Origin of the sequence: Paenibacillus sp. FSL M7-1414 (assembly GCF_038003195.1) — a bacterium.
GTDB classification, from domain to species: domain Bacteria; phylum Bacillota; class Bacilli; order Paenibacillales; family Paenibacillaceae; genus Paenibacillus; species Paenibacillus amylolyticus.
Genome location: NZ_JBBOOS010000001.1, coordinates 3,670,079 through 3,696,685, shown reverse-complemented (window position 1 = coordinate 3,696,685; position 26,607 = coordinate 3,670,079). Strand labels below are relative to the sequence as shown.

General features: G+C 44.1%; 27 protein-coding genes. 6 read left to right on the top strand and 21 right to left on the bottom strand.

The annotated features are described in order from the left end of the window. Positions 1 to 23 precede the first annotated feature (23 nt). Both MHH92_RS15995 and MHH92_RS15990 read right to left on the bottom strand, forming a co-directional pair. Positions 24 to 1,388: a sensor histidine kinase gene (locus MHH92_RS15995; RefSeq protein ID WP_340904831.1), complete on the bottom strand. Its 1,365-nt coding sequence runs from the start codon at positions 1,386 to 1,388 to the stop codon at positions 24 to 26. A 71-nt stretch (positions 1,389 to 1,459) separates the two neighbouring features. Beyond that, on the bottom strand, positions 1,460 to 2,167 hold the full coding sequence (locus MHH92_RS15990; protein WP_253508798.1) for a response regulator transcription factor: 708 nt from the start codon (positions 2,165 to 2,167) through the stop codon (positions 1,460 to 1,462). Between the two features lie 157 nt (positions 2,168 to 2,324). Here MHH92_RS15990 and MHH92_RS15985 point away from each other — a divergent pair, with 157 nt between their 5' ends. Further along, a complete protein-coding gene (locus MHH92_RS15985; protein WP_024630063.1) occupies positions 2,325 to 2,582 on the top strand; it encodes a GlsB/YeaQ/YmgE family stress response membrane protein in 258 nt (85 codons plus the stop codon). 269 nt (positions 2,583 to 2,851) lie between these two features. On the opposite strand, the gene MHH92_RS15980 is transcribed toward MHH92_RS15985, so the two are convergent. The 8 genes from MHH92_RS15980 to MHH92_RS15945 form a co-directional block, all read right to left on the bottom strand. Next, entirely contained in the window at positions 2,852 to 3,205 is a 354-nt protein-coding gene (locus MHH92_RS15980) for a hypothetical protein (RefSeq protein ID WP_340904823.1), read from the bottom strand. Between the two features lie 51 nt (positions 3,206 to 3,256). Further along, positions 3,257 to 4,465: a hypothetical protein gene (locus MHH92_RS15975; RefSeq protein ID WP_340904822.1), complete on the bottom strand. Its 1,209-nt coding sequence runs from the start codon at positions 4,463 to 4,465 to the stop codon at positions 3,257 to 3,259. Between the two features lie 57 nt (positions 4,466 to 4,522). Then, entirely contained in the window at positions 4,523 to 6,217 is a 1,695-nt protein-coding gene (locus MHH92_RS15970) for a collagen-like triple helix repeat-containing protein (protein ID WP_340904821.1), read from the bottom strand. 108 nt (positions 6,218 to 6,325) lie between these two features. After that, the gene (locus MHH92_RS15965; protein ID WP_340904820.1) at positions 6,326 to 8,323 is read right to left on the bottom strand and encodes a beta strand repeat-containing protein; all 1,998 of its coding nucleotides are present in this window, start codon (positions 8,321 to 8,323) and stop codon (positions 6,326 to 6,328) included. Between the two features lie 180 nt (positions 8,324 to 8,503). After that, a complete protein-coding gene (locus tag MHH92_RS15960) occupies positions 8,504 to 8,806 on the bottom strand; it encodes an ATP-binding protein (RefSeq protein WP_340904819.1) in 303 nt (100 codons plus the stop codon). After that, positions 8,784 to 9,317: a DUF1572 family protein gene (locus MHH92_RS15955; protein WP_340904818.1), complete on the bottom strand. Its 534-nt coding sequence runs from the start codon at positions 9,315 to 9,317 to the stop codon at positions 8,784 to 8,786. The genes MHH92_RS15960 and MHH92_RS15955 overlap by 23 nt, the downstream gene beginning before the upstream one ends. Continuing rightward, the gene (locus tag MHH92_RS15950; RefSeq protein ID WP_340904817.1) at positions 9,310 to 9,435 is read right to left on the bottom strand and encodes a hypothetical protein; all 126 of its coding nucleotides are present in this window, start codon (positions 9,433 to 9,435) and stop codon (positions 9,310 to 9,312) included. Before MHH92_RS15950 ends, MHH92_RS15955 begins: the two co-directional genes overlap by 8 nt. A 424-nt stretch (positions 9,436 to 9,859) precedes the next feature. Next, positions 9,860 to 10,795 (bottom strand): NADP-dependent oxidoreductase, encoded by a 936-nt coding sequence (locus MHH92_RS15945; protein WP_340904816.1) that lies wholly within the window; start codon positions 10,793 to 10,795, stop codon positions 9,860 to 9,862. A 287-nt stretch (positions 10,796 to 11,082) separates the two neighbouring features. On the opposite strand from MHH92_RS15945, the gene MHH92_RS15940 reads away from it, so the two are divergent. The 3 genes from MHH92_RS15940 to MHH92_RS15930 all read left to right on the top strand — a co-directional run bounded on the left by MHH92_RS15940 (position 11,083) and on the right by MHH92_RS15930 (position 14,097). Then, positions 11,083 to 11,721 (top strand): nitroreductase family protein, encoded by a 639-nt coding sequence (locus MHH92_RS15940; protein ID WP_036615355.1) that lies wholly within the window; start codon positions 11,083 to 11,085, stop codon positions 11,719 to 11,721. 132 nt (positions 11,722 to 11,853) lie between these two features. Next, positions 11,854 to 12,279: a MarR family winged helix-turn-helix transcriptional regulator gene (locus MHH92_RS15935; protein ID WP_036615356.1), complete on the top strand. Its 426-nt coding sequence runs from the start codon at positions 11,854 to 11,856 to the stop codon at positions 12,277 to 12,279. Between the two features lie 261 nt (positions 12,280 to 12,540). Further along, entirely contained in the window at positions 12,541 to 14,097 is a 1,557-nt protein-coding gene (locus tag MHH92_RS15930; protein ID WP_076253202.1) for a glycine betaine uptake BCCT transporter, read from the top strand. A 52-nt stretch (positions 14,098 to 14,149) separates the two neighbouring features. On the opposite strand, the gene MHH92_RS15925 is transcribed toward MHH92_RS15930, so the two are convergent. Then, on the bottom strand, positions 14,150 to 15,358 hold the full coding sequence (locus MHH92_RS15925) for a CynX/NimT family MFS transporter (protein ID WP_340904815.1): 1,209 nt from the start codon (positions 15,356 to 15,358) through the stop codon (positions 14,150 to 14,152). Positions 15,359 to 15,575: 217 nt separating this feature from the next. Beyond that, on the bottom strand, positions 15,576 to 16,136 hold the full coding sequence (locus tag MHH92_RS15920; RefSeq protein WP_340904814.1) for a helix-turn-helix domain-containing protein: 561 nt from the start codon (positions 16,134 to 16,136) through the stop codon (positions 15,576 to 15,578). Positions 16,137 to 16,316: 180 nt separating this feature from the next. Between MHH92_RS15920 and MHH92_RS15915 the strand changes: the two genes are divergently transcribed. Further along, positions 16,317 to 17,261, top strand: a complete 945-nt coding sequence (locus MHH92_RS15915; protein ID WP_340904813.1) for an NAD(P)-dependent oxidoreductase — start codon at positions 16,317 to 16,319, stop codon at positions 17,259 to 17,261. Positions 17,262 to 17,883: 622 nt separating this feature from the next. On the opposite strand, the gene MHH92_RS15910 is transcribed toward MHH92_RS15915, so the two are convergent. The 4 genes from MHH92_RS15910 to MHH92_RS15895 all read right to left on the bottom strand — a co-directional run bounded on the left by MHH92_RS15910 (position 17,884) and on the right by MHH92_RS15895 (position 19,797). Beyond that, positions 17,884 to 18,030, bottom strand: coding sequence for a hypothetical protein (locus tag MHH92_RS15910; protein ID WP_179087923.1), 147 nt, complete (start codon positions 18,028 to 18,030; stop codon positions 17,884 to 17,886). Between the two features lie 185 nt (positions 18,031 to 18,215). Beyond that, the gene (locus tag MHH92_RS15905; RefSeq protein ID WP_340904812.1) at positions 18,216 to 18,701 is read right to left on the bottom strand and encodes a nitroreductase family protein; all 486 of its coding nucleotides are present in this window, start codon (positions 18,699 to 18,701) and stop codon (positions 18,216 to 18,218) included. 17 nt (positions 18,702 to 18,718) lie between these two features. Next, positions 18,719 to 19,294: a nitroreductase family protein gene (locus MHH92_RS15900; RefSeq protein ID WP_340904811.1), complete on the bottom strand. Its 576-nt coding sequence runs from the start codon at positions 19,292 to 19,294 to the stop codon at positions 18,719 to 18,721. Positions 19,295 to 19,314: 20 nt separating this feature from the next. Then, positions 19,315 to 19,797 (bottom strand): MarR family transcriptional regulator, encoded by a 483-nt coding sequence (locus MHH92_RS15895; protein WP_340904810.1) that lies wholly within the window; start codon positions 19,795 to 19,797, stop codon positions 19,315 to 19,317. Between the two features lie 399 nt (positions 19,798 to 20,196). On the opposite strand from MHH92_RS15895, the gene arr reads away from it, so the two are divergent. Next, the gene (gene arr, locus MHH92_RS15890; protein WP_340904809.1) at positions 20,197 to 20,598 is read left to right on the top strand and encodes an NAD(+)--rifampin ADP-ribosyltransferase; all 402 of its coding nucleotides are present in this window, start codon (positions 20,197 to 20,199) and stop codon (positions 20,596 to 20,598) included. A gap of 84 nt (positions 20,599 to 20,682) precedes the next feature. Here the strand turns inward: arr and MHH92_RS15885 are convergent, their stop codons facing one another. From MHH92_RS15885 to MHH92_RS15865, 5 genes are all read right to left on the bottom strand, one after another. Continuing rightward, positions 20,683 to 21,645 (bottom strand): amidohydrolase family protein, encoded by a 963-nt coding sequence (locus MHH92_RS15885; protein WP_036615371.1) that lies wholly within the window; start codon positions 21,643 to 21,645, stop codon positions 20,683 to 20,685. Between the two features lie 16 nt (positions 21,646 to 21,661). Continuing rightward, complete coding sequence (locus MHH92_RS15880) at positions 21,662 to 23,155, bottom strand: ABC transporter substrate-binding protein (RefSeq protein ID WP_340904806.1); 1,494 nt, start codon at positions 23,153 to 23,155, stop codon at positions 21,662 to 21,664. Between the two features lie 56 nt (positions 23,156 to 23,211). Beyond that, the gene (locus MHH92_RS15875) at positions 23,212 to 24,093 is read right to left on the bottom strand and encodes a carbohydrate ABC transporter permease (protein ID WP_100527567.1); all 882 of its coding nucleotides are present in this window, start codon (positions 24,091 to 24,093) and stop codon (positions 23,212 to 23,214) included. Positions 24,094 to 24,110: 17 nt separating this feature from the next. Beyond that, positions 24,111 to 25,043 (bottom strand): ABC transporter permease, encoded by a 933-nt coding sequence (locus MHH92_RS15870; RefSeq protein ID WP_340904800.1) that lies wholly within the window; start codon positions 25,041 to 25,043, stop codon positions 24,111 to 24,113. A gap of 333 nt (positions 25,044 to 25,376) precedes the next feature. Then, positions 25,377 to 26,597, bottom strand: coding sequence for an amidohydrolase family protein (locus MHH92_RS15865; RefSeq protein ID WP_340904799.1), 1,221 nt, complete (start codon positions 26,595 to 26,597; stop codon positions 25,377 to 25,379). Positions 26,598 to 26,607: the final 10 nt, after the last annotated feature.

Below are 26,607 nucleotides of genomic sequence, written 5' to 3'. Positions count from 1 at the left end.
ACCAATCTTGTAACGTTAATTATTTACCATTGTGTTTCCGCACGGGGCAACACAATGGTAACGGTCGTTCCTTCCCCGATTTGACTTTCGATGTCGATATATCCATTAAACCGCTCTACAATCTCTTTGCAAATGGAAAGCCCAAGACCTGAGCCGTTTGCTGTGCTAGCATTTCTCGCTCGGTAAAAGCGTTCCTGCACTCGTTCCAGCTCCTCGCCCGAGATGCCGATACCTTGATCACGTATCCGTATAACTACCTCGCTTGGCGTATATTCCAAATTCAATTCGATCAGCGATGGACTGCCGGAATATTTGATGGCATTATCCACAAGATTGGCAATCGCATGAGACATCAGCATTGGATTTACGTTGGCGTAAACTCTTGTCGTACCCTCATCATCCGGTTCTTCCTCCGCTTGACTGACTCTGATCTCGATCTCTTTATCCTTAGCCTTGGCTCCCATATTCATTACGACTTGCTGAATCAGTTCGTTCATTTCCGTCTTCTCAAGTTCCAGTTCGTTAGAACCAGCCTTGTCGAATCGGGATAACAACAACAGTTCATTAATCAAACGTGTCAGCCGATCCGATTCCTGCAGCAGATGAGCATATATTTTTTGCAGCTCCTTGTTCTCAGTCTCCCCTTCAACCAAGTATTGAGAGAAACCACGAATGGCTGCCAAGGGTGTTTTTAACTCGTGAGATACGTTGGAGACAAATTGTTTCTGGTACTGAATGTAATCATGAAGCTGCCGCCCCATGGAATCCAGCCCATCTGCCAGCATGCCCAACTCATCCTTCCGATTGAGATGAACTCTCCGAAACTCCTGTCTGGAGAAACTTTGCGCAGCGCCAAGCAACTGCTTAATCGGCTTGGTTGTGTTGCGGGCAATCCACAGGCTGGATAACGTAATCAGCACAATAAATCCGCCTGCACCGACAAACAGGATATAACGGATTTGATCCATGATCGCATAAAAGTAGGAAATGTCCTCCACGAACTCATACACATAAGCGTTTTCGTAGAATTGATCCTGAATGGGCGTCGCAAAATAAAGCAGCTGATCTTCCGTTACGGTGTAGGCATAACTGCCGCTCAGGGCTTTCTCAATATTTTTTTCGAAAATAAGCGGTTTGCCATCATTAATGATGATGCCATCCACAGCTAAGCCTAGCAACTGCTTGGAGCTGTCATAGATACGTACTTCTTTGCCTGAAGCTTTCAGCTTCTCTAGAGCAAGTCTGACAATTTCCTTGGTCTGGGGCTCTCCTGAGGATGACCTATGCTGTGATAACACCTCACGGAAGGACAACTCGGACAGATCCGCCTTCTCCATCATCTGTTTCTCAATGGTAATGAAGCTGTAGTAATCGATGGCTTTATTCACCGCAAAAATGATGATGCCAAAGGACAGCACGGAGAAAAATAAATAATTCAGCAGTAACCGGGTTGCATACTTCAGGCCTCGCCACCTCCAAGTTGATAGCCAAATCCATAGATCGTCCGGACATACTTCGGTTCGTCCGCGTTATCCTCCAGCTTCTTCCGTAACCGCATGATGGTCATATCCACACTGCGACTGTCTCCCATAAAGTCATATCCCCATCCGATCTGCAGCAGCTCATCCCGAGTAAAGATCTTGTCTGGCCTTTTGAGTAACGTTTCCAGAATTTTAAACTCTTTGGCCGTTAAAGACACGGGTACATCGTTTTTTAGCACCCTGCGGCTTTCCAGATCAAATGTCAGTTCTTCATGAATGATGCGTGTAGATTTCACTTCTGTTCCTTCACTTGATTCTTCCTTGCTCTCGTTTCTTCTCAGAATGACCTTGATCCGAGCGAGCAATTCACGATTGTCAAAGGGTTTGGTCATGTAATCTTCCGCCCCTAGCTCTAGTCCCAACACCTTGTCGATCACCTCATTTTTGGCAGAGAGCATGATCACAGGAATGGCACGCTTTCCGGTAATTTCCTTACACAAGTCATATCCGGAGCAGTCTGGCAGCATCAGATCAAGTACGACTAAATCGGGTTGAAAAGAGTCGAGCAGCTGCAAGCCCTTTCTGCCGTCCTCTGCAGTCTGCACATCGTAGTTCTCTCGCCTTAGCACCAGCTCAATTAAATCTCGAATTGCAATTTCATCATCAATGACTAGGATTTTCTTCAACTGTACACCCCTATCTAGCCTTGTTTTCACCAGCTTTAATCAATTATTAACCCATCTTAGCACAGGCGCTTTAGATTCCTCCACCATCAGGAAGATAAGGTATATTCCAACGAACCCAACATAACTTGTAATAAACCCGAAGAAAGGAGAACAATCCATGGATCTGCTCTGGGTACTCATTGTTGGTGGACTTATTGGCTGGTTAAGCGGCAACTTAATTGGGCGGGACGTACCGGGCGGTGTACTTGGGAACATTATCGCGGGTTTTATCGGTTCCTGGTTAGGAACGGAATTGCTGGGACCAAGGGGGCCGGTGATTGGCGGATTTCATATTATTCCCGCCATTGTTGGCTCGATTATTGCCCTGCTCATCTTTTTCGCTCTGGCACGCGGCGGAGCCTTCCGAAGACGTTAACATAGAGAGGCGGAAACCGATCCCGTCATTCATTAGTGCAGGATAAACATAGAAGGACCGAAAGCATTCATCGATGGAAGATGAACACTTACGGTCCTTTTTTTATTTTTGTACTGATTTTATCCATTGTCGTGTTTTTCGGAAGATTGGTTTTTGGCAGTTATCATCCCCTGAGCCAAAAGACACATCCACCATCCTCTTCATTTCTCTTCTAAAGTGCTTTGACGAGTTTGTTTTATTTAATTCAAGCCCGCCGTTTATCTTGCTTCTTATGTTTCGTCATGTTGTTCAGAAGATACTAAGCGATGCGCTGAGACAAGTTGTCCAGCGGCATCCTTACCCCAAACTGAAATTTGAACTTGTTGTTCTGCTAAACCGCTTGTTGTAAAGACGAATTCAAAAGAATTAAAGTCTGCATAATAATTTTTGGTTAGAACTTGATTAGGATTTATAGAAACTAACTCAAGTACATATAGTGTTCTTGTTCCATTCAAATAATAACCTTGAATCAGGATATTCGAGCCATCGACTAAGTTGCGATTATCTATTTTGATCGTCAACTGTTGTGTCGGTCTTACATTATCTGCAGGATTATTTTCTATCGGTCCGGTGGATAAAATCATTCTCTCTTACCCCTTCCCAACATCTATTGTGTATCATTATGACCTGAGGTTTTACCAGCTCTCAGCGACACTAAATACCACATCAACTATATTCGAGCCTGCCCCACCAATATTTGATACAGCTAATGTTACGACCTGATTTTCAGGAAGCGTGAAATCTAATAGTTGTGAAGAAGCTAATATCCTGGTACCGCCTGTTCCACCTCCTGTAACTCCTTGAAAAACCACTTCACCCCCAGTAATCGTCGTAGAAGAGTTGTTTACCAACAAAGCTGTTTCGCTATCGGGAATGATTGTTGTAGCTGTGGGGTAATTAACAAATGATCCATTTAAAGTTCCGCCTACAAGCACTTGATAGTTAAGATCTACCGATGAAATAATGTTTATTTCTTCTAGATCCACCTGAACAGAATTTGTTCTAGCGGATCCCGAAGGGAAGATTGTTTTTCTTGTAAATGAAAGGACGGGCGTTAGTGTTGATGTAAGACTAGTAATTCTTCTCCTCTCCGAAGTGACTCTAAAGGTAGGATCATATTTTCCGATAATACTATATTGTCTTCCTCCAACAAAAAGGGTATAGGTTTCGGCAGTTCCGTTATTATCAATTTGTGCTCTTATGGGAAGATTGGGGTCAATAAAACTCGTTTGACCTGTTGGGGAGAATCGGTGGACGGTAATTACCTCTTGCGCTAAAGTCGACGGATTAGGAATGACCACTCTAAATTCGATTACTCCATATCCATACCAAGTAAATACGATTTGAAATATATTCCCTTTAGATAGATTAAGTGCCGCCCCGCTTGATCCAGTACCATCCAATCGGTCTACATTCCATGAACTTTGAGGAATGGTTGTATCGGAGCCTCCTCGCCGTATGACCACGAATACATTTGTGCTATTCACTCCAAAAAAAGCCCCGTTTTGATCGTCAAAGAATCCCCATCTTCCAATCTGATTGCCTATCGGCAGTAAAGGTATTCGAACGCCAATACCAGCTTCGCCAGCAAATCCTGGTTCGTATCTACCTCGTAATACACTTTCTAGAATGGCCGAATCCGTTCCGTTAGTGGTAATGCTTAGATTAAATTCCGTTGCATCATTGGTAACCGCACCATCCGCAGTGGTTGTAACGGAATCTCTTAGAATGGATAGACCATATGCAGATGTTAACTCCACAATTGGGGTTTTTTTCGATACAATCAGCTCATCGAATTGCGAACTTATATTGGGACACACATTTGAGATTATAATATCCGACAAGATAGTTCCTCCTTCGCAGGAAGGGAAAAGTGAATCCCCTCCTTCTCCTATTACTTTTTACCATTCTTCAGTAAGACTGAAGGTGGCGGTAACAGGATTAGTCCCCCCGCTTAAATTCGCTACGGCTAAAGTCACAATTTCAGAGTCAGGTAATTGGAAATCCAATAATGAAGAAGAAGCTGCTATTCTGACACTTCCCGCAACTCCGGCTACTAAGCCTTGTAATAGGACTTGACCATCCGCTATTGTCGTTAGTGTGTTGTTAATTAGAAGAGCTGTTTCCGAAGTTGGAATATTAGTCGTTGCTGTTGGAAAGTTTACGAAGCCTCCATTAATCGTTCCGCCTAATATGATCTGATAATAAATATCATCTGTAGTTATAAGATCAATACTTTCTAATTTGACACTCACTGAATTTGCCCTACCTGAACCTGGCGGGAAGGATGTCTTTCTCTGGAAAGACAAAATTGGTGTGAGTGACCCTGTTGCAGTTACTGTTCTCCTTTCGGAGGTAACCCTGAAAACGGGATTATATTTACCCAATACACTGTATTGTCTTCCTCCAACGAATAAATTGAGTTCTGATTCTGTGCCATTATTAAAGATTTCCGCACGTAGAGGAAGATTGGGATCGGCCAGACTGGTTTGCCCATTGGGGGAAAAGCGATGAACGATAATTACTTCTTGTGCTAAAGTTGAAGGATCAGGGATGACAACTCTAAATTCGATTACTCCATACCCATACCATGTAAATACGATTTGAAATATATTCCCTTTAGATAAACTAAGCGTCGCGCCACTCGGACCTGTTCCATCTAATTTATCCACATTCCAAGATGTTTGAGGAATAATAGTATCAACACTTGCTCTTCTGATCGCTACAAATATTCCATTCGCTACGCTCTGTCCAAAGAATAAGCCGTTCTGATCGTCAAAAGCGCCCCATCTGACCACTTGGGTCCCTGTCGGTGGAGCTGGTAAACGAGTACCAATTCCTATTTCTCCCGCTAAGCCTGATTCATACCTTCCTCTCTCCGAGCTTTGAAGGATAGCAATGTCAGATCCGGATATAGTTGTAGTTAATTGAAATTCCGTATTATTACTTCCGACTGTAGCATCGCCCAATGTTAAAACAATGTCTCTTAGGTTGGATAAGCCATATACAGAAGTCAACTCAATAATCGGCGTTTTTTCGTTGGTTCTTAATTCGTTAAATTGAGAGCTAACATTGGGTCCTACTCCCACGATGGTCGCATTAGGCTCAATCGTACCTGGGGCTCCCGTCGCTCCTGTGACTCCTGTAGCCCCAGTGGGTCCTGTAAATCCTGTAGCCCCAGTGGCTCCTATGGCTCCTATGGCTCCTGTAGCTCCCGTTGTTCCTGGGGGTCCTGTTACTTCATTTGCGCCTAGCAATTCTGAAGATACAATGCGATGGGGAATTACAAGTTGCCCTTCTACATTTTTTCCCCAAACCGAGATTCCCGTCTGATCTTCTGCTAAACCGCTCGTTGTAAAGACAAATTCAAAAGCATTAAAGTTCCCATCATAATTCTTCGTTATCACTTCATTTGGATTCACATTAATGAGTTCGTGTACGTACAACATTCGGGCTCCGTCTAGATAATATCCTTGAATCAAGATATCGGCACTATTTATTAAATCTCGATTATCCATTTTAATTGTCAGTTGCTGCGTTGGCCTTACACCACTGACCGGATTATTCTCAATCGGTCCGGTTGATAAAATAGCCATAAAATTTTATTCTCCTTTTTTTCCAAATGATTAGAGGCAGAAATATTCATCCACCTCCACCCCTTTGGTTTTAAACTAACAAAATTTAGGCTCTAATCTTCCACTCCGTTACTGAACCTGAATAATCGAAACAGAACCATCTGTAAGTGTAGCTGTTGCCGATCCATTATAAAGAAAATCGATTGTAAGCGCAGTTGAAGTAGCATCAGCTAAAAACGTACCCGATACACTTACATTCGCATCTAAAGTTCCTGTAACTGCTCTCCCTGAAAACCGACTTTGAAATACGAGGTTAGTTCTTGGTGTGACCGTAACGTTCCCAACTACAGAACTCGTTGCTCTAAACGTATACGAAACCAAATAAATGTGGCCTATTGCCAGTACAAAGGTTGTACTTGTAGGATGCAATATGTTAGTGCCATTAATAAATACAGTCGTATACGAAATAGCTGTCGCATTTGCAACAGAAGGTACGCTAACATTAAATAATCCATTTTGTATTGTGGCATTTGCCCCGGTTGCACCTGTGCTCCCTGTGGCCCCAGTTGAGCCCGTTGCACCTGTTGCCCCACTTGTGCCTGTTTGCCCAGTCGCACCTGAGATCCCCGTGGCCCCAGATACGCCCGTTGCGCCTGAGATACCTGTGGCTCCGGTTACACCCGTGGCCCCTGTCCCTCCGGTTGCGCCTGAGATGCCCGTGGCTCCGGTTACACCCGTTGCACCAGTCTCGCCGGTTACGCCCGTGATGCCTGTGGCTCCGGTTGCACCCGTTGCACCAGTCTCGCCGGTTACGCCCGTGATGCCCGTGGCTCCCGTTACCCCCGTTGCACCAGTCTCCCCGGTTGCACCCGTGATGCCTGTGGCTCCGGTTGCACCCGTTGCACCAGTCTCGCCGGTTACGCCCGTGATGCCCGTGGCTCCCGTTGCACCAGTCTCGCCGGTTGTACCAGTCTCGCCGGTTGCACCCGTGATGCCTGTGGCTCCCGTTACGCCGGTTGTACCAGTCTCGCCGGTTACGCCCGTGATGCCTGTGGCTCCGGTTACACCCGTTGCACCAGTCTCGCCGGTTACGCCCGTGATGCCCGTGGCTCCGGTTACGCCCGTTGCACCAGTCTCCCCGGTTGCCCCCGTGATGCCTGTCTCGCCAGTTGCACCTGAGATCCCCGTAGCTCCCGTTACGCCGGTTGTACCAGTCTCGCCGGTTACGCCCGTGATGCCCGTGGCTCCCGTTACACCCGTTGCACCAGTCTCGCCGGTTACGCCCGTGATGCCTGTGGCTCCGGTTACACCCGTTGCACCAGTCTCGCCGGTTACGCCCGTGATGCCCGTGGCTCCCGTTACCCCCGTTGCACCAGTCTCGCCGGTTGCACCCGTGATGCCCGTGGCTCCCGTTACCCCCGTTGTACCAGTCTCGCCGGTTACGCCCGTGATGCCCGTGGCTCCGGTTGCCCCCGTAGCCCCTGTCTCGCCAGTTGCACCTGAGATCCCCGTGGCTCCGGTTACGCCGGTAGCACCCGTGATACCTGTGGCTCCGGTTACACCCGTTGCGCCTGTCTGGCCGGTTGCACCTGAGATGCCCGTAGCTCCGGTTACGCCCGTGGCTCCAGTTGCACCTCCATCGGGGCCTGTATTCCCTGTAGCTCCTGTTACCCCGGTTGCACCTGTCGCACCGGTTGAACCTGAGATCCCCGTAGCCCCGCTTACGCCGGTTGCCCCTGTCTCCCCAGTTGCGCCAGTGATGCCCGTAGCTCCATTGGCTTCCAACAATTCTGAAGATACGATACGGTGAGGCGTTACGAGCTGTCCCATGGAATTTTTTCCCCAAACTGAAATTTCCACTTGTTGTTCTGCTAAACCACTCGTTGTAAAGACAAATTCAAATACGTCTAGGTTTGCAAAATAATCTTTTTTAATGGCTTGGTTTGGATTTACGCTAATTAATTCGAGTATATATTCCGTTCTGGTTCCGTTTAGGTAATAACCCTGAATCAAAACAATTGCATTCGTAACCAAATTTCTATTATCAATATTAATGGTCAGCTGTTGTGTTGGTCTTACACCACTGACCGGATTATTCTCAATCGGTCCAGTTGATAAAATGGCCAATTATTCCCCCCCTTTCTTTACGTTTTCAGGAACAGGTGAGAAATCTGCATTCCTTATATCCTAATCCTTTTCTAACTCCTATAGACCGACAATTTCAGAGGCTTGGTCATCCACTTCTCTGTGCCACGAAAGCACTTGTACCTTTTCTTTACAACAAAAAAAGCCGCTAAAATAGCGACTTTAAAGGGTATTCGTTCTTTTACATCGACCTGAACCGTTCGCTGTGCTTGCATTTTTCGCCCGGTAAAAACGTTCCTGCACTCTCTCCAGCTCATCGCCCTTGATACCGATACCTTGATCACGTATCCGTATAACTATCTCGCTTGTCGTATGTTCTAACTTCAATTCGATTAGCGATGGACTGCCTGAATATTTGATGGCATTGTCCACAAGGTTGGCGATCGCATGGGACCGAATCGGGATAGTTTGAACGGTCTGATCATGACCATCAATACCCTCCTCAATGGTACTGACCCGTGACATGTTCTTGCGTATCTTGCAGCATCTTGGCAAGCACAACGATCTGTCCTGCGTGATATCCGTAGTGTGCCGATACCTGGATAAGCAGACGACCGATTACTCTTGTATCGTAGGTTTCTTCAGTACACCTATTCGTTCGGTGCATTCGGTTCCAATCCTCACGGTCATAGCGAATGATAACCTCTCGGGACAAATCGTCGTTCGATAACGCAGCTACAACATTTTCCGATTCCTTTCTGGTTTCCCGAAGAAGAAGAATCAGCTTTTCTCTCGATATTCCCCCGTCCTTCGTGAATTCAAGGGTTCGCGTCCGGATGAACGGTCTGTTGCCGATCGCGCTAACGAAATTCTGATATTCGTTACCTGCCAAATGCAAACAAAGATTACCGACGCTATTCATGGAGCCCTTTATTCTTATCCAAATGAGTTCATCATTCAGCAAGTTCAAACTCTTCTCGATACGGTCAAGCTGCTTGTTCATGTCTTCCATAACGTGTCTGATCAGTTCAATCATGAACATCCTCCCAATTCTCGGTCAGGCGCAAATAATCTTCACGGGTTACATGCGCGAATTCTCCAACTTGAATGGAGAAACCTGTCAGTATAAAATGAACGACTCGCAAATTTATCATCGTCGTGACCCAACTCTATCTGCTCTATAGAATCCATGATAATGATTTGCCCTTCGAGTGTAAAATGAAAAATACCAGCCAATCGGGCGTTAGCCATACGATTGCCTTCGATGATACTACCGGCTGTGCCAGCTAATATCCTGGTAAAACCGTTAACTCCTTCTATTAACCGTGTCATAGGATTAGCAGTCCCCTCCCTGGAAGCGATCTCTCCTGCTATCGCCGCTTTTATTAAAGAGACGCAAAGTTTGCTTACATAAATCTCTTAAATCGTAATCGGTACAAGTTCTTGTCCTTGGCTCGGGACACGAACTTGTACTGATAATATAAAAAAGCCGCTAAGATAGCGACTTAATAGGAATATGTTTTTGTCCCTCGACAGTTGCCTATTTTAACGTTTAGCGGTTTTTCCCAGTCTTCTTTTTTAAAATGTAATGACAATCTTACCTACAGCGTGGTGAGTTTCACTCAAAGCATGTGCATCATAAATCCCCTGTCTACTAAACGGGAATGTTGCCCCTACAATTGACTTTATCTTGTTCTCTTCCATCAGATCTCCCATTCTCTGCAATTGATCACCATCTGGCTGTAGCCATATCCCCTTTGCTAATACATTGTGAGACTTAGCAGTATCATGATTGGGTTCACCAACAATGGTAATCAGTCTTCCGGTATTTGGCTTAAGCACCTTATAGCTATTCTCAGCTACTTCTCCACCCATCGTGTCAAACACTAAATCTATATCTTTTAGAATCTCTTCAAAGTTTTCCTTTTTGTAATCAATGACCTGATCAGCACCTAACGAATAAAGAAGTTCATGATTTTTTTCACTTGCTGTTGTAATAACATGAGCGCCGGCATGTTTTGCTAATTGAATGGCATACATACCTACACCACCAGCTCCAGCGTGAATAAGTACGGTTTCACCTTCTTTTAGATCGCCATGAGTAAACAGTACCTGCCATGCTGTTAAACCAGCTAAAGGTACAGCTGCAGCCTCCTCATATGAGATTGAATCAGGTAGTTTTGCCAGTAGGTGCTCATCAACTGCTGTATATTCAGCATACGAACCGAAACGTGTTGTATCAGGACGACTGAATACTCGATCTCCAACTTTCCATTTGGTAACGTTTGAACCAATTTCAGTTATGACCCCGGCTACATCCCACCCTAAGATAATAGGGAATTCCCAGTCATACATTTCTTTTAAGTAACCCTCTCTTAATTTCCAATCGATTGGATTAATGGATGTAGCCTCTAATTTTACAACCACTTGATTGGCTTCTGCCCTCGGTTTATTCACTTCCTGCTCAACTAACTCTTCTTTACTTCCATATTGATTAATCACAACTGCTTTCATTTCTGTATCACTCCTCTAAGCTAATGGCCTTTTACGTGCTATTCCTGATTATTTATTTGTATCTAGTCACTGAGCGTTCATGCATATTATCCTTACTCATTTTTAAACAACCAGGATAAAATTATGCAAAAGTTAAGTTAGAATCGTTATAAATGTTGCTTTTATTGTTATAATTTTACATAAAAAAACTATTGAAACGGACTTAGTTTTCGCTTATATTTGACTTATCAACAATTGATTAGTCAAACATTGATAGCTCAACTAAATATAAAGGGAGAGTAACTATTATGAAACCATACCAACAAACAAACGATTTTAACGAAATTATTTATGGACGCCGCTCCATTAAGACATACGATTCATCGGTAAAAATCAGCAGGGAAGAAATGACTCAAATCATCAATGAAGCTAGCACTGCCCCTTCCTCCATCAACATGCAGCCTTGGCGCTTCCTTGTGGTGGATACTCCAGAGGGAAAAGAAAAACTCGTCCCACTGTCCCGCTTTAACAAAGAAAAAGTCGCTCAAGCTTCTGCTGTCATTGCTGTGTTTGCAGACAAAAACAACTTCGATTATGCAGAAAACATCTATGGAAAAGCTGTTGAGCATGGCTTAATGCCACAAGATGTTAAGGACTTTCAGTTGAAGGCATTCAAACCGATCTATAACAACATGTCCGATGCTGAAATGAACGATGTCATTATGCTTGACGCCGGTCTGGTTTCCATGCAATTGATGCTGGTTGCCCGTGCACATGGGTATGATACCAATCCAGTCGGCGGTTATGAAAAAGATCAAATTGCCGAAGTGTTTGGCTTGGATAAAGAACGTTATGTACCAGTCATGCTACTGACAATTGGAAAAGCTGCAAGCGAGGGATACACCTCCTACCGTATGCCAGCCGAAGAGACCACGTTTTGGGCATGATTCAAAGCGATAGTGTGAGTAGTCTCCACATTGTGATATAGTTGCCTTTAGTTGCTGAATGTCTTGGAAGGAATCTGCCCTTGTTACCTGAAGCTTTTCAAGACATTCTGCACCATTCAAGGAGGGGCAAACATGAATTGTTCGCTGGAACAAGAAACCTTATTAATATTACTTAAAAATATAAGCAATCAGTTGAAACCTAAATTTGAACGTTGTACGGGGATCAGTTCCTCACGATACGTTCTGCTGTATCATCTCTATCTTCATGAAGAAGTTACACAAAGCCATTTGCAGAAGGCCATTCATATTGACAGTGCCGCTGTTACACGCCATTTGAAGCAACTGGAAGCAGACGGTTTGGTGTCACGAAGAAGAAACCCCGACGATCATCGGGAAACCTTCGTCCGGTTAACAGAACAAGGGCTAACGCATATCGCCAATTTCAAACAGGATCGAAACCAGTTTCTTCATCAGATGATACTGGATTTCAGTGAAGAAGAAGTTGCAATGATGACCGACATGCTTACTCGCATGCAATATAATCTGAAGGATCTGTAAATTTACGATGACAGTCAGCCTTCTACAGATTTCTTTTCATAAATGAATAAAACTAGTTAGATGAGATGATACAATATCTCTGATTAACAAGAGATTATAGGCCATATATTATTCAGGCAAGATCAAAACAAACCGCTGAGTGTTTCATTACATGGCGGTTTGTTTTAATTTATCAACAGCTAGCTTTTCGAAATATTACAAGTTGGACTAGCACATACTAAGGAAACAGTTGGCTGAAGCTTACATAATGGAGGTCTCATCATGGTATTTACAATCACAATTATCATCGTTGCACTGTTTGCAATATGGGGAGCCGTCGCTCCTGATCAGCTAGCGGATGTGGCTAATGTTGCCTACAACTTCTCTATTCAGAATTTTGGCTGGTTTTATTTGCTAGCGACACTGTTCTTCCTGATCTTTGCTTTCTATCTGGCGTTCAGCCGGTTTGGGGGTATTAGGCTTGGGGATGACGATGATGAGCCGGAGTATTCTACGATTTCCTGGCTGTCCATGCTGTTTAGCGCGGGTATGGGCATTGGGCTGGTTTTCTGGGGAGTTGCTGAACCGCTATCCCACTATTTATCTGCACCTGAGGGGGCGGTACCCGAAACAACGCAAGCAGCCATACTTTCAATGCGTTATTCCTTTTTCCACTGGGGGCTGCATCCTTGGGCTATCTATACCGTCATCGGTTTAGCGCTTGCTTACTTCCAGTTCCGGAAAGGATACAAAGGGCTGATCAGTTCCACCTTTATTCCTCTGATCGGTGAGCGTCTTGCTGCTGGCTGGCTTGGTAAGGTTATTGATATTCTGGCGGTCATATCCACCATCTTTGGTGTTGCGACCTCGCTTGGATTGGGTGCTCTTCAGATCGGCGGGGGTCTGAATCACTTATTCGGTATTCCTAACTCGACTCTGTCTCAGGTTGTCATTATCATAGTTGTAACCGTACTGTTTTTAATCTCGGCAACCTCCGGTCTGGATAAAGGTATTAAGATTCTGAGCAACGTCAACCTCGTTATAGCTTTGTTATTGATGTTGTTTGTATTGGTGACTGGACCGACTTCTTTTATATTTGACACATTCACAACAACCCTGGGCAGTTACATGCAGAATATTATTAACATGAGTTTGAGACTGACGCCGTTCTCAAGAGAAACCTGGATTGGAGCATGGACGTTATTTTACTGGGCATGGTGGATCTCGTGGGCTCCTTTTGTCGGCACTTTTATCGCAAGGGTATCCAGAGGAAGAACCATAAAGGAATTTGTAATTTACGTCATGGTTATTCCAAGTCTTTTCGGATTTATCTGGTTCTCCGTTTTTGGCGGAACAGGACTTCACATGGAATTGTTCAATGCCGCTCATCTGGCGGAGGCTGTCAAGGAAGATACGACAACCGCTTTATTCCTTATGCTGGAGCAGCTGCCTTTGGGCACGATCGTGGCATTCATCGCCACAATGCTGATCATGATCTTCTTCATTACGTCGGCTGATTCAGCTACCTTTGTACTGGGCATGCTCACTTCAGATGGCAAACTGGACCCAAGTACAAGAGTGAAATTAACCTGGGGAATCATGCAGTCCTCCATCGCGGTAGTACTGCTAATTAGCGGGGGGTTAACTGGCCTCCAGACGGCATCCATTGTAACCGCATTGCCGTTCGCTATTGTCCTTATCGGTATGTGTTTCTCCCTGCTCAAGGCTCTAAAGGCTGAGGACAAAGAGCGCCGTCAGAAGGAAAAACGGCAGCGCCAAAAGCTGAAACGACTGCTGGAGGAACAGGAAATCTCGCTGAATGAAATTTCCGGCAGGTAATGTATACTTGATGTTAAAACTAACAAAAGCCCGCGTCCTTGCGGGCTTTTTATTATTTCATGGTATTGATTTTTTGATTACTTGCTGCTCCGATACCAACTAAAAAGAGTAACACTGAAGCCCCAAGAAGAATGAAAAGTGGCAGGTTCCAACTATTTGTTGCATCGTGCAGATATCCTATAAGGGCTGGACCGATCGCGGCAAGAAAATATCCGATCGATTGGGCCATGCCAGATAGTTCCGCTGCTTGATGTGCATTTTCAGTGCGTAATCCGAAAAACATCATGGCTAAACTAAAGGCGAAGCCTCCACCAATTCCGAGTATGACGATCCACAAAAGAATGACATTAGAACTTCCGTAAAGAAGTCCGAGCGTCCCCGTCAAAAGCAGAATGGTTGTGATGATTACTAACAAACGTTGGTTAGACATACGCCCAGCAATAACAGGGACAATAAAGGTAAATGGAAGCATCGCTAACTGCATGATCGAGAGGTACCATCCAGATTGGTTGGAGTCAATTCCTTGCTGCTTTAAAATTTCAGGCAACCATGCGATCAATACATAGAAAACCATAGACTGTATACCCATGAATAAGGTTACTTGCCAAGCAAGCGGGGATCGCCAAACATTCACATCGTTGCTTGCCATTTGTTGACTCGTCGTGGCGGTTTGTTTTGTTTGATTTCTTAATTGGGGTAACCAACAGAGGATTGATACAAAGCTTAGAATCCCCCATATTCCCAATGCTCCCTGCCATTTTAGCCCTGCGTTCATGGCTAGCGGTACACTGATTCCCGATGCGATTGCTCCACATAAATTCATTGAAATGGAGTAAACTCCTGTCATGGAGCCAATTTTATGTGGAAAATCCCTTTTGATTATACTTGGTAATAATACATTACATATGGAAATGGCGAATCCAAGAACTGCTGTTCCAATAAATAGATTAACTGCGCCAGATAAAGATCGTATTACAATACCAACAGTCAGAAAGATGAGGGCAATCAAAATGATACGCTCAACCCCATACCTCCGTCCTAATTTTGGTACAAGAGGTGATAATAAAGCAAAGGCAAGCAAGGGTACGGTTGTGATCAGGCCTGCTAATGTATTTGAAATATGAACGTCATCCCTTATAAAACCCACTAAAGGACCAACTGAGGTTAAGGGAGTACGTAAATTAGCTGCAATAACAATAATGCCGAGAATGAGCAGCGCTACAGAGGATGGCACGAATTTATTATTTTGTTTATTCGGCATTCTTCATTTCTCCTTCCTGAATTTCTTACGTATTATATTTGCTTCTTGTTGGCTGAAAAACTTTGCTATAACATCCGCGCGAATACTAAAAGTATATTATAATATACTTTTATAAACAATAATTATTTTATAATATACTTAATTGGATTAAAAAAATACAACTCTGAATTCCCGTAATGGAATTCGGAGTTGCATTTAATAAGTGGATTTTCGAATATTAGAAACCATATTTTAAGGATATATGGAGCACTGTTTCATTATTCGTATGATTGGTATAAGCGTGAGGATAATCTGCACGAAAACTGATTGTATCATATTGATTCAATGTGTAAATCTCTCCATTGACTTGTAACTCAATGGAACCCGTCATTACTGTCGCAATTTCAGTTGTATTCACATGATGACCTTCAGGATAATACGAGCTATTTGGCTGTAAGTATGCCCGACACATTTCAATATCGTTGCTTTTAAAGACGGGTTCAATGATCCAATTTTTCTCATCATTAGAAAACCACAGTCCCTCCCCTGCTCGATACAAACTAACAGGTTTCTCTGTGGTGAACAAAGCCAATAGCGGTAAAGATATTCCTTTTGAAATTTTCCATATGATGGCCAAAGTTGGATTTGTCTCGCCACGTTCGATATTCCCTAGAGTAAGTTTGCTTACGCCCGTTAATTCTGATAAGTCGTCTAAGGTCATGTTTTTTTCTTTTCTATACTTTTTTAATGCACCGCCGATTTGTAGTACAATTTGTTTTGACTCATCGATTTCATCCATTTGATATTCACCTCAATAAAAAACTATATAGCTAGTATATTGTTTATCTAGATTCTTTTCCATTCCCGTTCAATAGAACGTAATGAGATTTTCTTGATAAAATTGTATTAAAAGGATAAAATGACGAGCATCAACGGTTTTATTTGAAGAATGGTATAACTTATGAAAGGTGGTTTAGCAATGAAAATTCTCATCGTTGGCTATTTTACCGAGACCTCAAAATCCAATATTGTAAGGTGTTTCCCGCAAGACTGGAACGTTGTAATTATTCCTCCCGGAAAAGAAATGCTGGATCATATTGAAGATTGCCAAGTAATCATTCCTGAACATATTAAAGTGGACCACAGCCTGCTTTCTAACGCAAAAAAATTAAAATTGGTACAGACAGGTGCAGGATTTGATAATGTGGATGTCCCTGCCTGTACACAGCGCGGCATTTGGGTGGCCAATGCTGGAGGAGTGAATGCACAGGCAGTGGCCGAGCACGTCATGGCACTGATATTGTCTTATTATAAAAACATACCGTTTCTTGATACTTTCATGAAAAACAAGATGGATGAAAATCAATTGGACTATACAGGGAGTGAGTTAAAAGGAAAAACGATTGGAATTATCGGTTTGGGTGCTATTGGAAAAAAAGTAGCTGCGTTTTGCAGGGTCTTTGACATGAATGTGCTGGCGTATGCGAGAAATGCCACTGTACAATCTGATGGTTTTGTGAAAATGACGGACTTCGATACTCTTGTAAGAACATCGGACATAGTCAGTGTACATGTACCCTTGAATCAGCAAACCAAACAGCTAATCAACAAAGCGGCATTCAAAAAAATGAAAAATACCACTCTTTTTATCAATACAGCCCGCGGCGGCATTGTCAACGAAAGAGACTTGATTGATGCATTAAAAAACGGGGATATTTCAGGCGCATGCCTGGATGTGTTTGAATCTGAACCGCTTCCTATTGACAGTGAACTCCGGAATCTGGGTAATGTGATACTTACTCCCCATACAGCAGGAATGCCTGATGGTCGGAAATTTCATAAAACAAGATATGATTTCTTTATAAAGAATATAAGACGTGTAGAAAATGGTGAAGAGCCTGAAAGCAAGCTCAATCAGTTATGATGTTTTGGTGCAGGGGTACCTTTCCCCTGCCCGTTTTGCACAGCAATTTACCGGAAAATCCGTAGAGTAAGTGACCACTTTCTTGACAGAGGTCCATCATACAGAGTGATTCGAACTGTCCCACTATTTATGATTTTGCTTAAGTTGGTATTCAAGTTCATGAAGTTTGATCTATTATTGCCAACGGTTAAATCGGTACCAAGTGTTAATATCTTCTCTATGGATTTCCCGCTCGGGTCAATGACTTCCATAATGAGTTTATGGTCAGTAGAACCTGTCTCATAATCTCCATTCCTTAAGAGATCATAATAAATAACGATATTAAGCATATCTTTCCCTGCGCTAAGCGTTCCCTCACCTCTCGTAATGTTGAGCTGTTAATACTCGTTATCTGGTGTTTTGTAGTAAGCAACTAACTGTGACTTGGATTGCCCTTTTTCCTGGTTGGTCATTTCCAGTTCCGTGTACATTAGATTGGACTTTGCGTCATGGTAAATGGTGGTCAAGCGTTCACGGACTTAGGTCTGCATTTTTTCAATGCCTAATGATACAGAAAAAAACCTCAGCCGGGTTAACCGAGATGAGGTTCTTTTAACTTTCTAGCAGGTCTCTCACGTATGCTTTATTTAATAACTTCAACCTTTTTATCCCCTGCTGACTTCGCTACTTCTAACGTTGTTGTACCCTGAATAGCGACTATCACGCCAGTAGCCAGCATAGAAACGATTAAAGCTGCACTGAGTGCTGTGGACATTTTCTTCTTGACCATAATCATACCTCCTATATTTATTATGTAATAAGCGGCTCAAGACGATGACGAGCCGAGGGTGACTAATCAATTACAATATTTCATTTTTTTATTGAGTAATTCACCTAATGATTGTAGTATAACGTACTGACAATGATTGTAAAACAATTTTTTCCATTTGGAGTCTCATCCCATCGTCTCCACCCCTACAGCAGTTCAAAATGAAGTTGAGTCTCATGTAACTCCGTATTTCCTTTCCACTGATTCGCACTGTATCCCAATTCCAGAACCGCAGCAATGCGCTCGTTACTCAGTACACCAAACATTTCAGTACGGCTCGGGTCGTACATCCAGTTATGCAAGGTACAGCGCACACCCAGACTTTGCTCATGAGCCAGCAAGCGGAAATTCTGAATTAGGCAGCAGACAGCTGCAAAGTCCTCTTCCCGCTTATATTGATCCGCCTCTTCCTTCACCAAGACCAGAAGATATGCAGGGGCAGGCTCCTGTAATCCCTGCATGATGTCCCCATACTGGTTATCAGCAAAGATAAATCGCCACGGCTCTCGGAGGCCATCATTTGGCGCCCATACGGCATGATTGAGCAACTCAAGGATTAGATCCTGCGATACCGGTTGATCCAAAAACTCACTCGGACCGCCCATGTCTCCTTCCAAATCTGACAATTTCATTTTCATATCCTCCTCTTCTATGTAGACTGTCCTCGCAATACGGTCCATTTCTGCTCGGCTGGTGTTCTTTTCCGACTTCTTGGCGCTTTGTTGTAATATCCTATATGAAGAATACCAACAAATCTTTCATCCTCACGTAAGCCAATTCCATTGAAGAACCCTTCATGTTGAATCATGGACTCTGTATCCCACAACATTCCTAACCCTCGTTCCCAGCCCAGCAGTTGGAAGCTCTGCATCACCCCGCAGGCAGCCGCATAATTGCGGTCATTGGTCAGACGATCCGGTCCTACAGTCGACATAACAATGACGTGCGCAGGAATATCGGTAAATCTCTTTTTAAAAACATCCAGAAGTTTCCCTGGAATCAGCTTGCCGAGCTTGCTTTGTGACATCTGTTCCAGCATGCAGTCCACCAACCGTTTGCGTGCTTCTGGAGTTCCGGCATATACTACACGCCATGAGCCAGACTCAACAAATGGTTGAAGCCTTGTAGCCTTACGCAGTAATTCTACAATTAACTCCTGGTCCACCGGCGTAGAGTTACATTTACGAATACTCCTGCGCTCCCTGATCAATTCCGCCAGACTCATATGCTTCACTCTCCTTTGTTCTATCTGGATTCAATATTTATACTGCTGTCTTGAAGAAATTGATGGATTACTTTTAGCTCCGTTTCTGAATATTTGTCGAGAGTACGATAAAAGCGCTCAGCCTCATGTATATGCAGACGTTCATGTAATTCAAAGATTTTTTTGCCTTGCGGTGACAACCGGAAATAGCTCTCCTTTTTGTTGTCGTTCATTTTCGTACGTTTGACGAATCCTTCCTCTAGCAGTTTGTTGCCAATTTTGGTGATACTTGCTTTGGACAAGTTCATCGCCTCGGCAATACCCGTGTTGTTAATGGGCTCATGCTTGCCTATGCAATCTATCATATGAACCGCGGTCAAATGCTGAGGGATTTTCTCGATGCTTTCACGCTGGGCGATACTTAGGAAATGATCGATTTCTGTATCCTTGTGGTTCTCATACACATGTAAAAAACGGATAAATTGGTCATAAAGCAACTGTTTTGTTCGATCTTTTGAGATCATTCTTTGATCGCTCCTTATTTACTTGTAAACAAAAATATTCTTTAAAAAATAGAGTTATTCTAAATGAATTCTTATATTTAGTTTACTGGTTAACAATATATCATGAATGATAATGCTTATCAACTATATTCTCTGACATTACAACATTACTCTATAATCCAGGACAGAGACCTGCCTTGAACGGATTATCTTTTAATCTGCTCGTTAGTTAAACAAAAGCAGCCGATCACGCTGATCGGCTGCTTTCTTAAACTTGGGTTATTGGACTCAGTATCGTTCTCTCTACTTAAATTATACCGTTATTTTTTATTTTTTTATAGACTGTTTTTTTTGAGATTCCTACACTATACTGCTAAATACAAAACTAAAAACGAGGTGGATCCGTATGGATGACAAAAAGTGATCATAGACCAAGGTCCTTTTTTTCATGGTACAAAAGCAGGACTGCAAATTGGTGATTTATTAGAACCACAATTTTTATCAAATTACCAAGAAAAAAATTCTAACCATATATACTTTACTGCAACATTAAATGCTGCCAAATGGGGTGCTGAATTGGCAAGATCTAATGCAAAAGAAAGAATATACATTGTAGAACCATTAGGAGATTTTGAAAGTGATCCTAACGTAACTGATAAAAAATTTCCTGGAAATCCAACACGTTCATATCGATCTAAATCGCCACTTAAAATAGTAGCTGAATTAGCTTCATGGGAAAGACACTCTGAAGAAGAGATTAATCACATGATTACCTCTTTGAGAAAACTAAGTGAAGAAGGAAAAAATATAATATATGATTGATTCCTCTCGTTAGCTGAATAAAAGCAGCCGATCACTTGGATCAGCTGCTTTCTTAATATTATTGAGTTAACTTTTCCTCTCACTTTAAATTAACTTTTTCTCTATATCAAAAAGCTTAGAAATGCGGGGGAATAGACGAAAGGCATTGCCATAAGCGATCGCCTTCGCGTTTTCTTCGCTGATCTGCTGTGCTTCATGGAATACCGACTCCCGCTGTATCCGAAGGACGCTGTCCGCTGGCCAAGGTATGTCCGCTCCGAACAGAATCCGATCAGGTGCAATCAACTTTTGGATCGTGCCGAGATTCAACGTGGAATCATAATAAAGGTGGTCCAGTTTGGCTATTTCAGCTTGAAATTGTTCCGGTGTTGTTTCAACCTGAATCGAATCTTGCCCGATGGCGGCAAGCGCAATTCTCCATTTAATATACGGCACCATGCCCCCTGTATGGGGAAGAATGAACGTAATGGATGGATATTGGTCGAAAATGCGATGAACAGCCATCGTAGTGACAGCACGCGTCGTATCAAAGGTGCCCTCAAGCAGTGCAGGACTGAGCCCAGCGATTTTTTGCGGTATAAGGATGGGATGCAGAAACACAACAGCACTGCGTCGATCCAATTCGGTTAACAATTCGGTGTAATCCGGATGGCTTAAATATTTCCCCTGATAACTTGTCAGCATTGCAACACCATCCATCCCGAGAACATCAAGTGCATACAAGGTTTCTTCCATGGCTGCTGCGGGATCCGGGAGTGGAAGCGTTGCAAATGCCCCATACCGCTCAGGATGAAGTTGAGCATACGATGCGAGCTCTTCATTCATTTTACGTGCCAATGCGTTGGCAGAAGATTGGTCGATGAATGTCAGGTCTGACGGGGCTGAAAGGAATGAAAACGAGATGTCACATACATCCATTTTTTGCATCCCGATCTCGGGCGTCCACTTTGGCATAAAACTTGGAATCTCCATTCCCAGCTCCCGCTGCTTTCGTTGCATTTCTTTAGAGATGATATGGTGGTGAACATCAATGACAGGATTAAACATGCGTGATCAGCTCCTTCTATTTATTTTCAAGCCATTGGTTTAACTGGTTTTGCTTTTCCGTCAATATTTTCTCTACGCCTGCATTCTTTAGTTTGTCGGTATAAGCACCCAGTTCTGACGGGTCAAAAGTTCCTGTCTGAAAGCCTGCATCATACTGGTTTTGGACGTTGGTCACCGAGGTGATTTGTGTTTTAACCGGATTGATGTCGAAGCTGAAACCCATCGCCCTTGATTTTACGGCACTCTCGTTTTCGCCCCTCAAGTGCTCCCACATGTCAGGATCGTTCCCTTCCCATATATAGGACAGGAAATTGTTCCCCACCGCATATTGATTTGAATCGTATCCTGTTGCAGTAACACCTTCCGGCTTGCCGATCAGGTCATTATCCCGCTTAACGTAATGCTTGCCCTCAATTCCGTTGGTAAACAGATTAATGACTGCTTCGTCCGAGTAAAACAGTTCCAATACTTGAATCGCCTTATCCGGCTGCTCACTGTTCCTTGCCAAAGACATCATGTTGGAAGCTACGCTATTACGCGTCATATATGAGTCCTCAAGGGGGACGCATACAAGCTCAGTCCCAGCCGCAAGCGATTCCGAGTAACACTCATTGATATTCCGGATATACGAGAAGGCTTTGCCTACCTTGATCAGATTGGACCCCGTTTCCTGTGACGTTGCGACGTCTTTGCTGAAATAACCTTTTTGATACCAATCACGCATCAGGTCAGCCATTGTGGAGAACCGCGAAGTCGCAAAAAGGTTCTGCACGGTGAAGTCCTCCCCGCCAAAATCCAGTACGCCAGGTGCTGTTCCCAATGGATCAAAATTCAGCATGGCTTGTCCGGGTGTTTCCTGTGAGTTATAGCTGACAATCGGCGTGACACCCGGCTCCTTGCCCTTGATAAGCTGCAATACAGCAGAGATATCATTCCAGGTTTTTATGGCGCTAAGGTCAATAGCATGTTTATCGGCAAGCTCTTTGTCCATCACAAAACTGGGGGAAAGTGCCCAAGCTTTAATGCTGGGAACGCCATATGTTTCGCCATTCATCTTCCCGGCTTCTGCGGCTTCCTCCGGAACAGCCTCCAGTATCTTTTTACCAAATTCATTCAACGATTCGTCCATGGGCAGTAACTGCCCCCTGCCGATTTGGGATTCAAGGCCGAACCATACGCTGGTATACACCAGATCCAGTTTCTCGCTGCCCGCCAGCATCAAGTTCATTTGATTGGCATAGTTCGATCCATTAACAGGCAAGAGCTTCACGGTGGCGCCTACCTTTTCCGCTGTAATATCACTGATGGCTTCCTGAATTTCCTTAACATCTGTTACATCCCCAAAAGCTGGATACGTCATGACCACTTCATACATGTCTGTTGCTGAAGCTTTTCCAAGTTCTGCCCCCTCCTTACTGTCTGGGTTTCCGCATGCCGTCAACAATAGAGGGGCCGCACAAATTAAGGACATTACCTTTATGAAACCCACAGGCAATCTTTTTCTGAACATTTTCATTCACTCCCCATGTTTGCTTTTGGATAAGACATCTTGGATACGAAGCATAACTAACCTTTTACGGCACCAATAGTCAATCCCTTGACGAAGAACTTCTGGAAAAACGGATACGCTGCGATCAGCGGCAACACGCCGATTACGGCAATAGCCATTCTCACACTGCCGAGAGGTACGGATGAGACAACTGCTGTCTGACCAGACAAACTGCTTTGCTGCAAGTACTGGACATCAGACAACATTCGATTAAGCAGGTTTTGAATGCTGTAGAGGCTTCCGTCATTGATGAAGATCAGACCGTTAAACCAATCGTTCCAATACGAGATCATGAGCATCAGACCAATGGTTGCCAGGCTTGGGAGAGCAAGCGGGAGAACGATTTTGCAATAAATAACCCATTCGTTGGCTCCATCCACATAGGCTGACTCCACGACTTCGCCGGGAATTGATGTGGAAAAGAAACTGCGCATCAACAAAATGTAGAACCCGTTGGTCAGTAAATTCGGGATGATTAGCGACCAGATGGTATCTTTCAAATGGAAGAGGTCCGTATAAACCAGGTACATCGGCACCAGCCCCCCATTGAAAAGCAGGGTGAAAAATACGAAGAATGACAGGAACGAACGAAATGGAAGCACGTTTCTGGATAGCGGATAAGCGACCAGGGTTGTGATCAACAACCCAACGATCGTGCCCACGACCGTGATGAACGTCGTAATTCCATACGACCGCAGAATCAACGAATACTGATTAAACAGATACATATAAGCATCGAAGCTGAATTGAGCCGGTAACAAACGATAACCATCCCTGATAATGGCTTGTTCCTCGGTTAGGGAAGCGGATATCAGAAGTATAAACGGAAACACTGCAGCGATTCCCATCATGATGAGCACGAGGTGAACAGCCATTTGATATATCCTATTTGAATACATGTTGTTCTCCCCCTTAGCTAAAACAGCGCCAAATCCCGGTTTTTGCGACGAACGATCGCATTGGTCGTTAATACTAACAGAAAACCGACAATGGACTGGTACAGTCCGGCAGCGGATGACATTCCGAAATCCCCAAAAGTCATCAATCCACGATAAACGTATGTGTCAATGACATCGGTAGTCGTTTGCAGTGCACCCGAATTCAGCGGAACCTGATAGAACAATCCGAAATCGGAATTGAAGATGCGTCCCACTGCAAGAAGCACCATAATGACCATCGTGGGTTTAAGCAGAGGAAGGGTAATGCTCCAGACTTGCCTCCACTTGGATGCCCCGTCCAGCGTAGCGGATTCATAATATTCTTGGCTGATGCCTACAATTGAGGCCAGATAAACAATGCATGTATAACCAACGTTTTTCCATAGATATACGACACTTAATATAAAGGGCCACTTACCGGAATCCGCATACCACGACACGGGGTCAATCCCCAGCAAAGGGAGCACGTAGTGGTTGACGAATCCGTTTTCCTCGTTTAGCAATGCCAGAACCAAGTAAGCGACAATGACCATCGAGATCAGATAGGGCAGCAAAATGATGCTTTGGTACAGCCGGGAGGCAAATCGCTTTTTTACCTCGTTCAACAATACGGCCACAGCTATGGAGAGCACTGTTCCAAGCACGATAAATGCGCCGTTGTATAGTAGCGTGTTTCGGGTAATCACCCAAGCATCCTGCGTTTGGAACAGATAGGCGAAATTATTGAAGCCTACCCAGTCACTTCCCCAGATTCCTTTTGCAAAATTGATATCTTTGAACGCAATCACAATGCCGAACATGGGCAAGTAATTGTTGATGAACAGATAGACGATGCCTGGCAAAATCATGACCAATAACAGCCCATGCTTTCTGATGTTTTGGATGCGGTTTGCATGGAAACCTCGACGCATGTCTCTCTCCCCCTGTTCGTAACAATGATGTTTGGTTTGTGTAACTCCTCCAACATCCCTCCTATTCTATGAATGTCAGTTTATGTGACTCAAAATTGTTCTTATATGAATAATACGATGTAAGTAAGCCTCAGTCATTGGTGTGATTCACTAAAAAAAATGATTTCATTTGGATTATTACACCAAAAGAAAAGCCTGTCTAAATTTTAATGTTATGTATTATCACATTCACTGCATTAAGCAACGTATTATAAGCCCTGTGATCAGCCTTTTCATGTCAAAAAGCAACGCACCTGAAAAAGGATGCGCTGCTTCATGTATAATTAAAGATTGTTACGAATGGATGGCTGCCATCTGTCTGCTGTTGGGAAACATTCGACCACCAACAAGCACCCCACCCGAAAATACAGCTTCGCGTAGAGGAGCCGCCGCCAACGCATGCATCGCATTTATGGCATTTACCAACGAGAAAGTGCCTCGTTCACCCACTTTTGGAGTTAATGGCGCATTGGATATAAGTTTGTACGTTTCTAGCAACCAGAAGTCTTCTACCCAACCGGATGCTTCAGCGAGACGTGACCCACGGGAGAGCATATCGCCATTTCCGAATGGGCTCCACGAATCCAAAATGTTATCGGAACCGATATGCACGGACACTCCCGTTTCCATCAACAGTTTGATGGGGGGCATAGGCCTGTCAATGGGCACACTCGTCATGATGGCTACGCCGGTCGCACACAACCTTTCTGCGAGTGAGCGCACCTCTGTTTCCCCAACCTGGCCCAAACAGTAGGCATGGCTTACCGCGGTACGGCCGGACATACTGGCTTGTTCTGTCAGTTCGGCGAAGCGGCTGGTCGTGTATATTCCGAGATGACTCGGGTCATGCAGATGCAAGTCGATGCCCGCAGAGAATTCTGTCGCAAGTTCAAACATGGCTTCCAGACTGGCATCCACTCGGCGGTCCAGTCCGGCCGGATCCACACCACCAACATAGTTGGCTCCAGCACGAAGCGCTTGCCGCATGACGGAAACGGAGTCGGATCGAAGCAGGCCTTGCTGGGGAAACGCCACAATTTCCATATCGATGCGTCCCTGGTACATCTCACGCACTTCCAAGACCTCCTCAAGATGAGAAAGGCCAATTTGCGGATCCACGTCAACGTGTGTGCGGATTGCCGTTGTACCTTGGGCTAGCATTAAATCCAACATTCGTTTCGCACGTTCTCCCGCCCCGGTCGGTAGTTCCCCCAACATACTTTTCTCAAATTCCAACTGGCCGGGAAGCGTGACAAACGGCTGCAAAGATTTCCACGGCTCACCAATAAAATGCTTGTCCAGATGGGTATGCATATCTGTCATTGGCGGTACATAGTGCAGCCCATCCGCGTCAATCACGGTTGTCGCCCTACCGGCAATATTTACAGATGTGAGATCCGCATCCGTTCCGGCAGTCTCAATGCTGACAATAAGTCCAGTTGCTTGATCAATCGTTAGATCAAACAGGTTTTCCGACCATTTGACATTTTTCACGAGTGTTAAGCCTTTCTCCATAACTCCATCC

Excerpts from the sequence above, each read along its gene's own strand:
- MHH92_RS15930 (WP_076253202.1), top strand. The coding sequence starts at position 12,541 with ATGGTATTTACAATCACAATTATCATCGTTGCACTGTTTGCAATATGG.
- MHH92_RS15950 (WP_340904817.1), bottom strand. The coding sequence starts at position 9,435 with ATGATAAATTTGCGAGTCGTTCATTTTATACTGACAGGTTTCTCCATT.
- MHH92_RS15985 (WP_024630063.1), top strand. The coding sequence starts at position 2,325 with ATGGATCTGCTCTGGGTACTCATTGTTGGTGGACTTATTGGCTGGTTA.
- MHH92_RS15865 (WP_340904799.1), bottom strand. The coding sequence starts at position 26,597 with ATGGAGAAAGGCTTAACACTCGTGAAAAATGTCAAATGGTCGGAAAAC.
- MHH92_RS15940 (WP_036615355.1), top strand. The coding sequence starts at position 11,083 with ATGAAACCATACCAACAAACAAACGATTTTAACGAAATTATTTATGGA.
- MHH92_RS15895 (WP_340904810.1), bottom strand. The coding sequence starts at position 19,797 with ATGATCTCAAAAGATCGAACAAAACAGTTGCTTTATGACCAATTTATC.
- MHH92_RS15900 (WP_340904811.1), bottom strand. The coding sequence starts at position 19,294 with ATGAGTCTGGCGGAATTGATCAGGGAGCGCAGGAGTATTCGTAAATGT.
- MHH92_RS15915 (WP_340904813.1), top strand. The coding sequence starts at position 16,317 with ATGAAAATTCTCATCGTTGGCTATTTTACCGAGACCTCAAAATCCAAT.
- MHH92_RS15885 (WP_036615371.1), bottom strand. The coding sequence starts at position 21,645 with ATGTTTAATCCTGTCATTGATGTTCACCACCATATCATCTCTAAAGAA.
- MHH92_RS15980 (WP_340904823.1), bottom strand. The coding sequence starts at position 3,205 with ATGATTTTATCCACCGGACCGATAGAAAATAATCCTGCAGATAATGTA.
- MHH92_RS15955 (WP_340904818.1), bottom strand. The coding sequence starts at position 9,317 with ATGATTGAACTGATCAGACACGTTATGGAAGACATGAACAAGCAGCTT.
- MHH92_RS15875 (WP_100527567.1), bottom strand. The coding sequence starts at position 24,093 with ATGTATTCAAATAGGATATATCAAATGGCTGTTCACCTCGTGCTCATC.
- MHH92_RS15960 (WP_340904819.1), bottom strand. The coding sequence starts at position 8,806 with ATGTCACGGGTCAGTACCATTGAGGAGGGTATTGATGGTCATGATCAG.
- MHH92_RS15945 (WP_340904816.1), bottom strand. The coding sequence starts at position 10,795 with ATGAAAGCAGTTGTGATTAATCAATATGGAAGTAAAGAAGAGTTAGTT.
- MHH92_RS15925 (WP_340904815.1), bottom strand. The coding sequence starts at position 15,358 with ATGCCGAATAAACAAAATAATAAATTCGTGCCATCCTCTGTAGCGCTG.
- MHH92_RS15970 (WP_340904821.1), bottom strand. The coding sequence starts at position 6,217 with ATGGCTATTTTATCAACCGGACCGATTGAGAATAATCCGGTCAGTGGT.
- MHH92_RS15935 (WP_036615356.1), top strand. The coding sequence starts at position 11,854 with ATGAATTGTTCGCTGGAACAAGAAACCTTATTAATATTACTTAAAAAT.
- MHH92_RS15910 (WP_179087923.1), bottom strand. The coding sequence starts at position 18,030 with ATGGTCAAGAAGAAAATGTCCACAGCACTCAGTGCAGCTTTAATCGTT.
- MHH92_RS15870 (WP_340904800.1), bottom strand. The coding sequence starts at position 25,043 with ATGCGTCGAGGTTTCCATGCAAACCGCATCCAAAACATCAGAAAGCAT.
- MHH92_RS15880 (WP_340904806.1), bottom strand. The coding sequence starts at position 23,155 with ATGTTCAGAAAAAGATTGCCTGTGGGTTTCATAAAGGTAATGTCCTTA.
- MHH92_RS15905 (WP_340904812.1), bottom strand. The coding sequence starts at position 18,701 with ATGAAATTGTCAGATTTGGAAGGAGACATGGGCGGTCCGAGTGAGTTT.
- MHH92_RS15920 (WP_340904814.1), bottom strand. The coding sequence starts at position 16,136 with ATGGATGAAATCGATGAGTCAAAACAAATTGTACTACAAATCGGCGGT.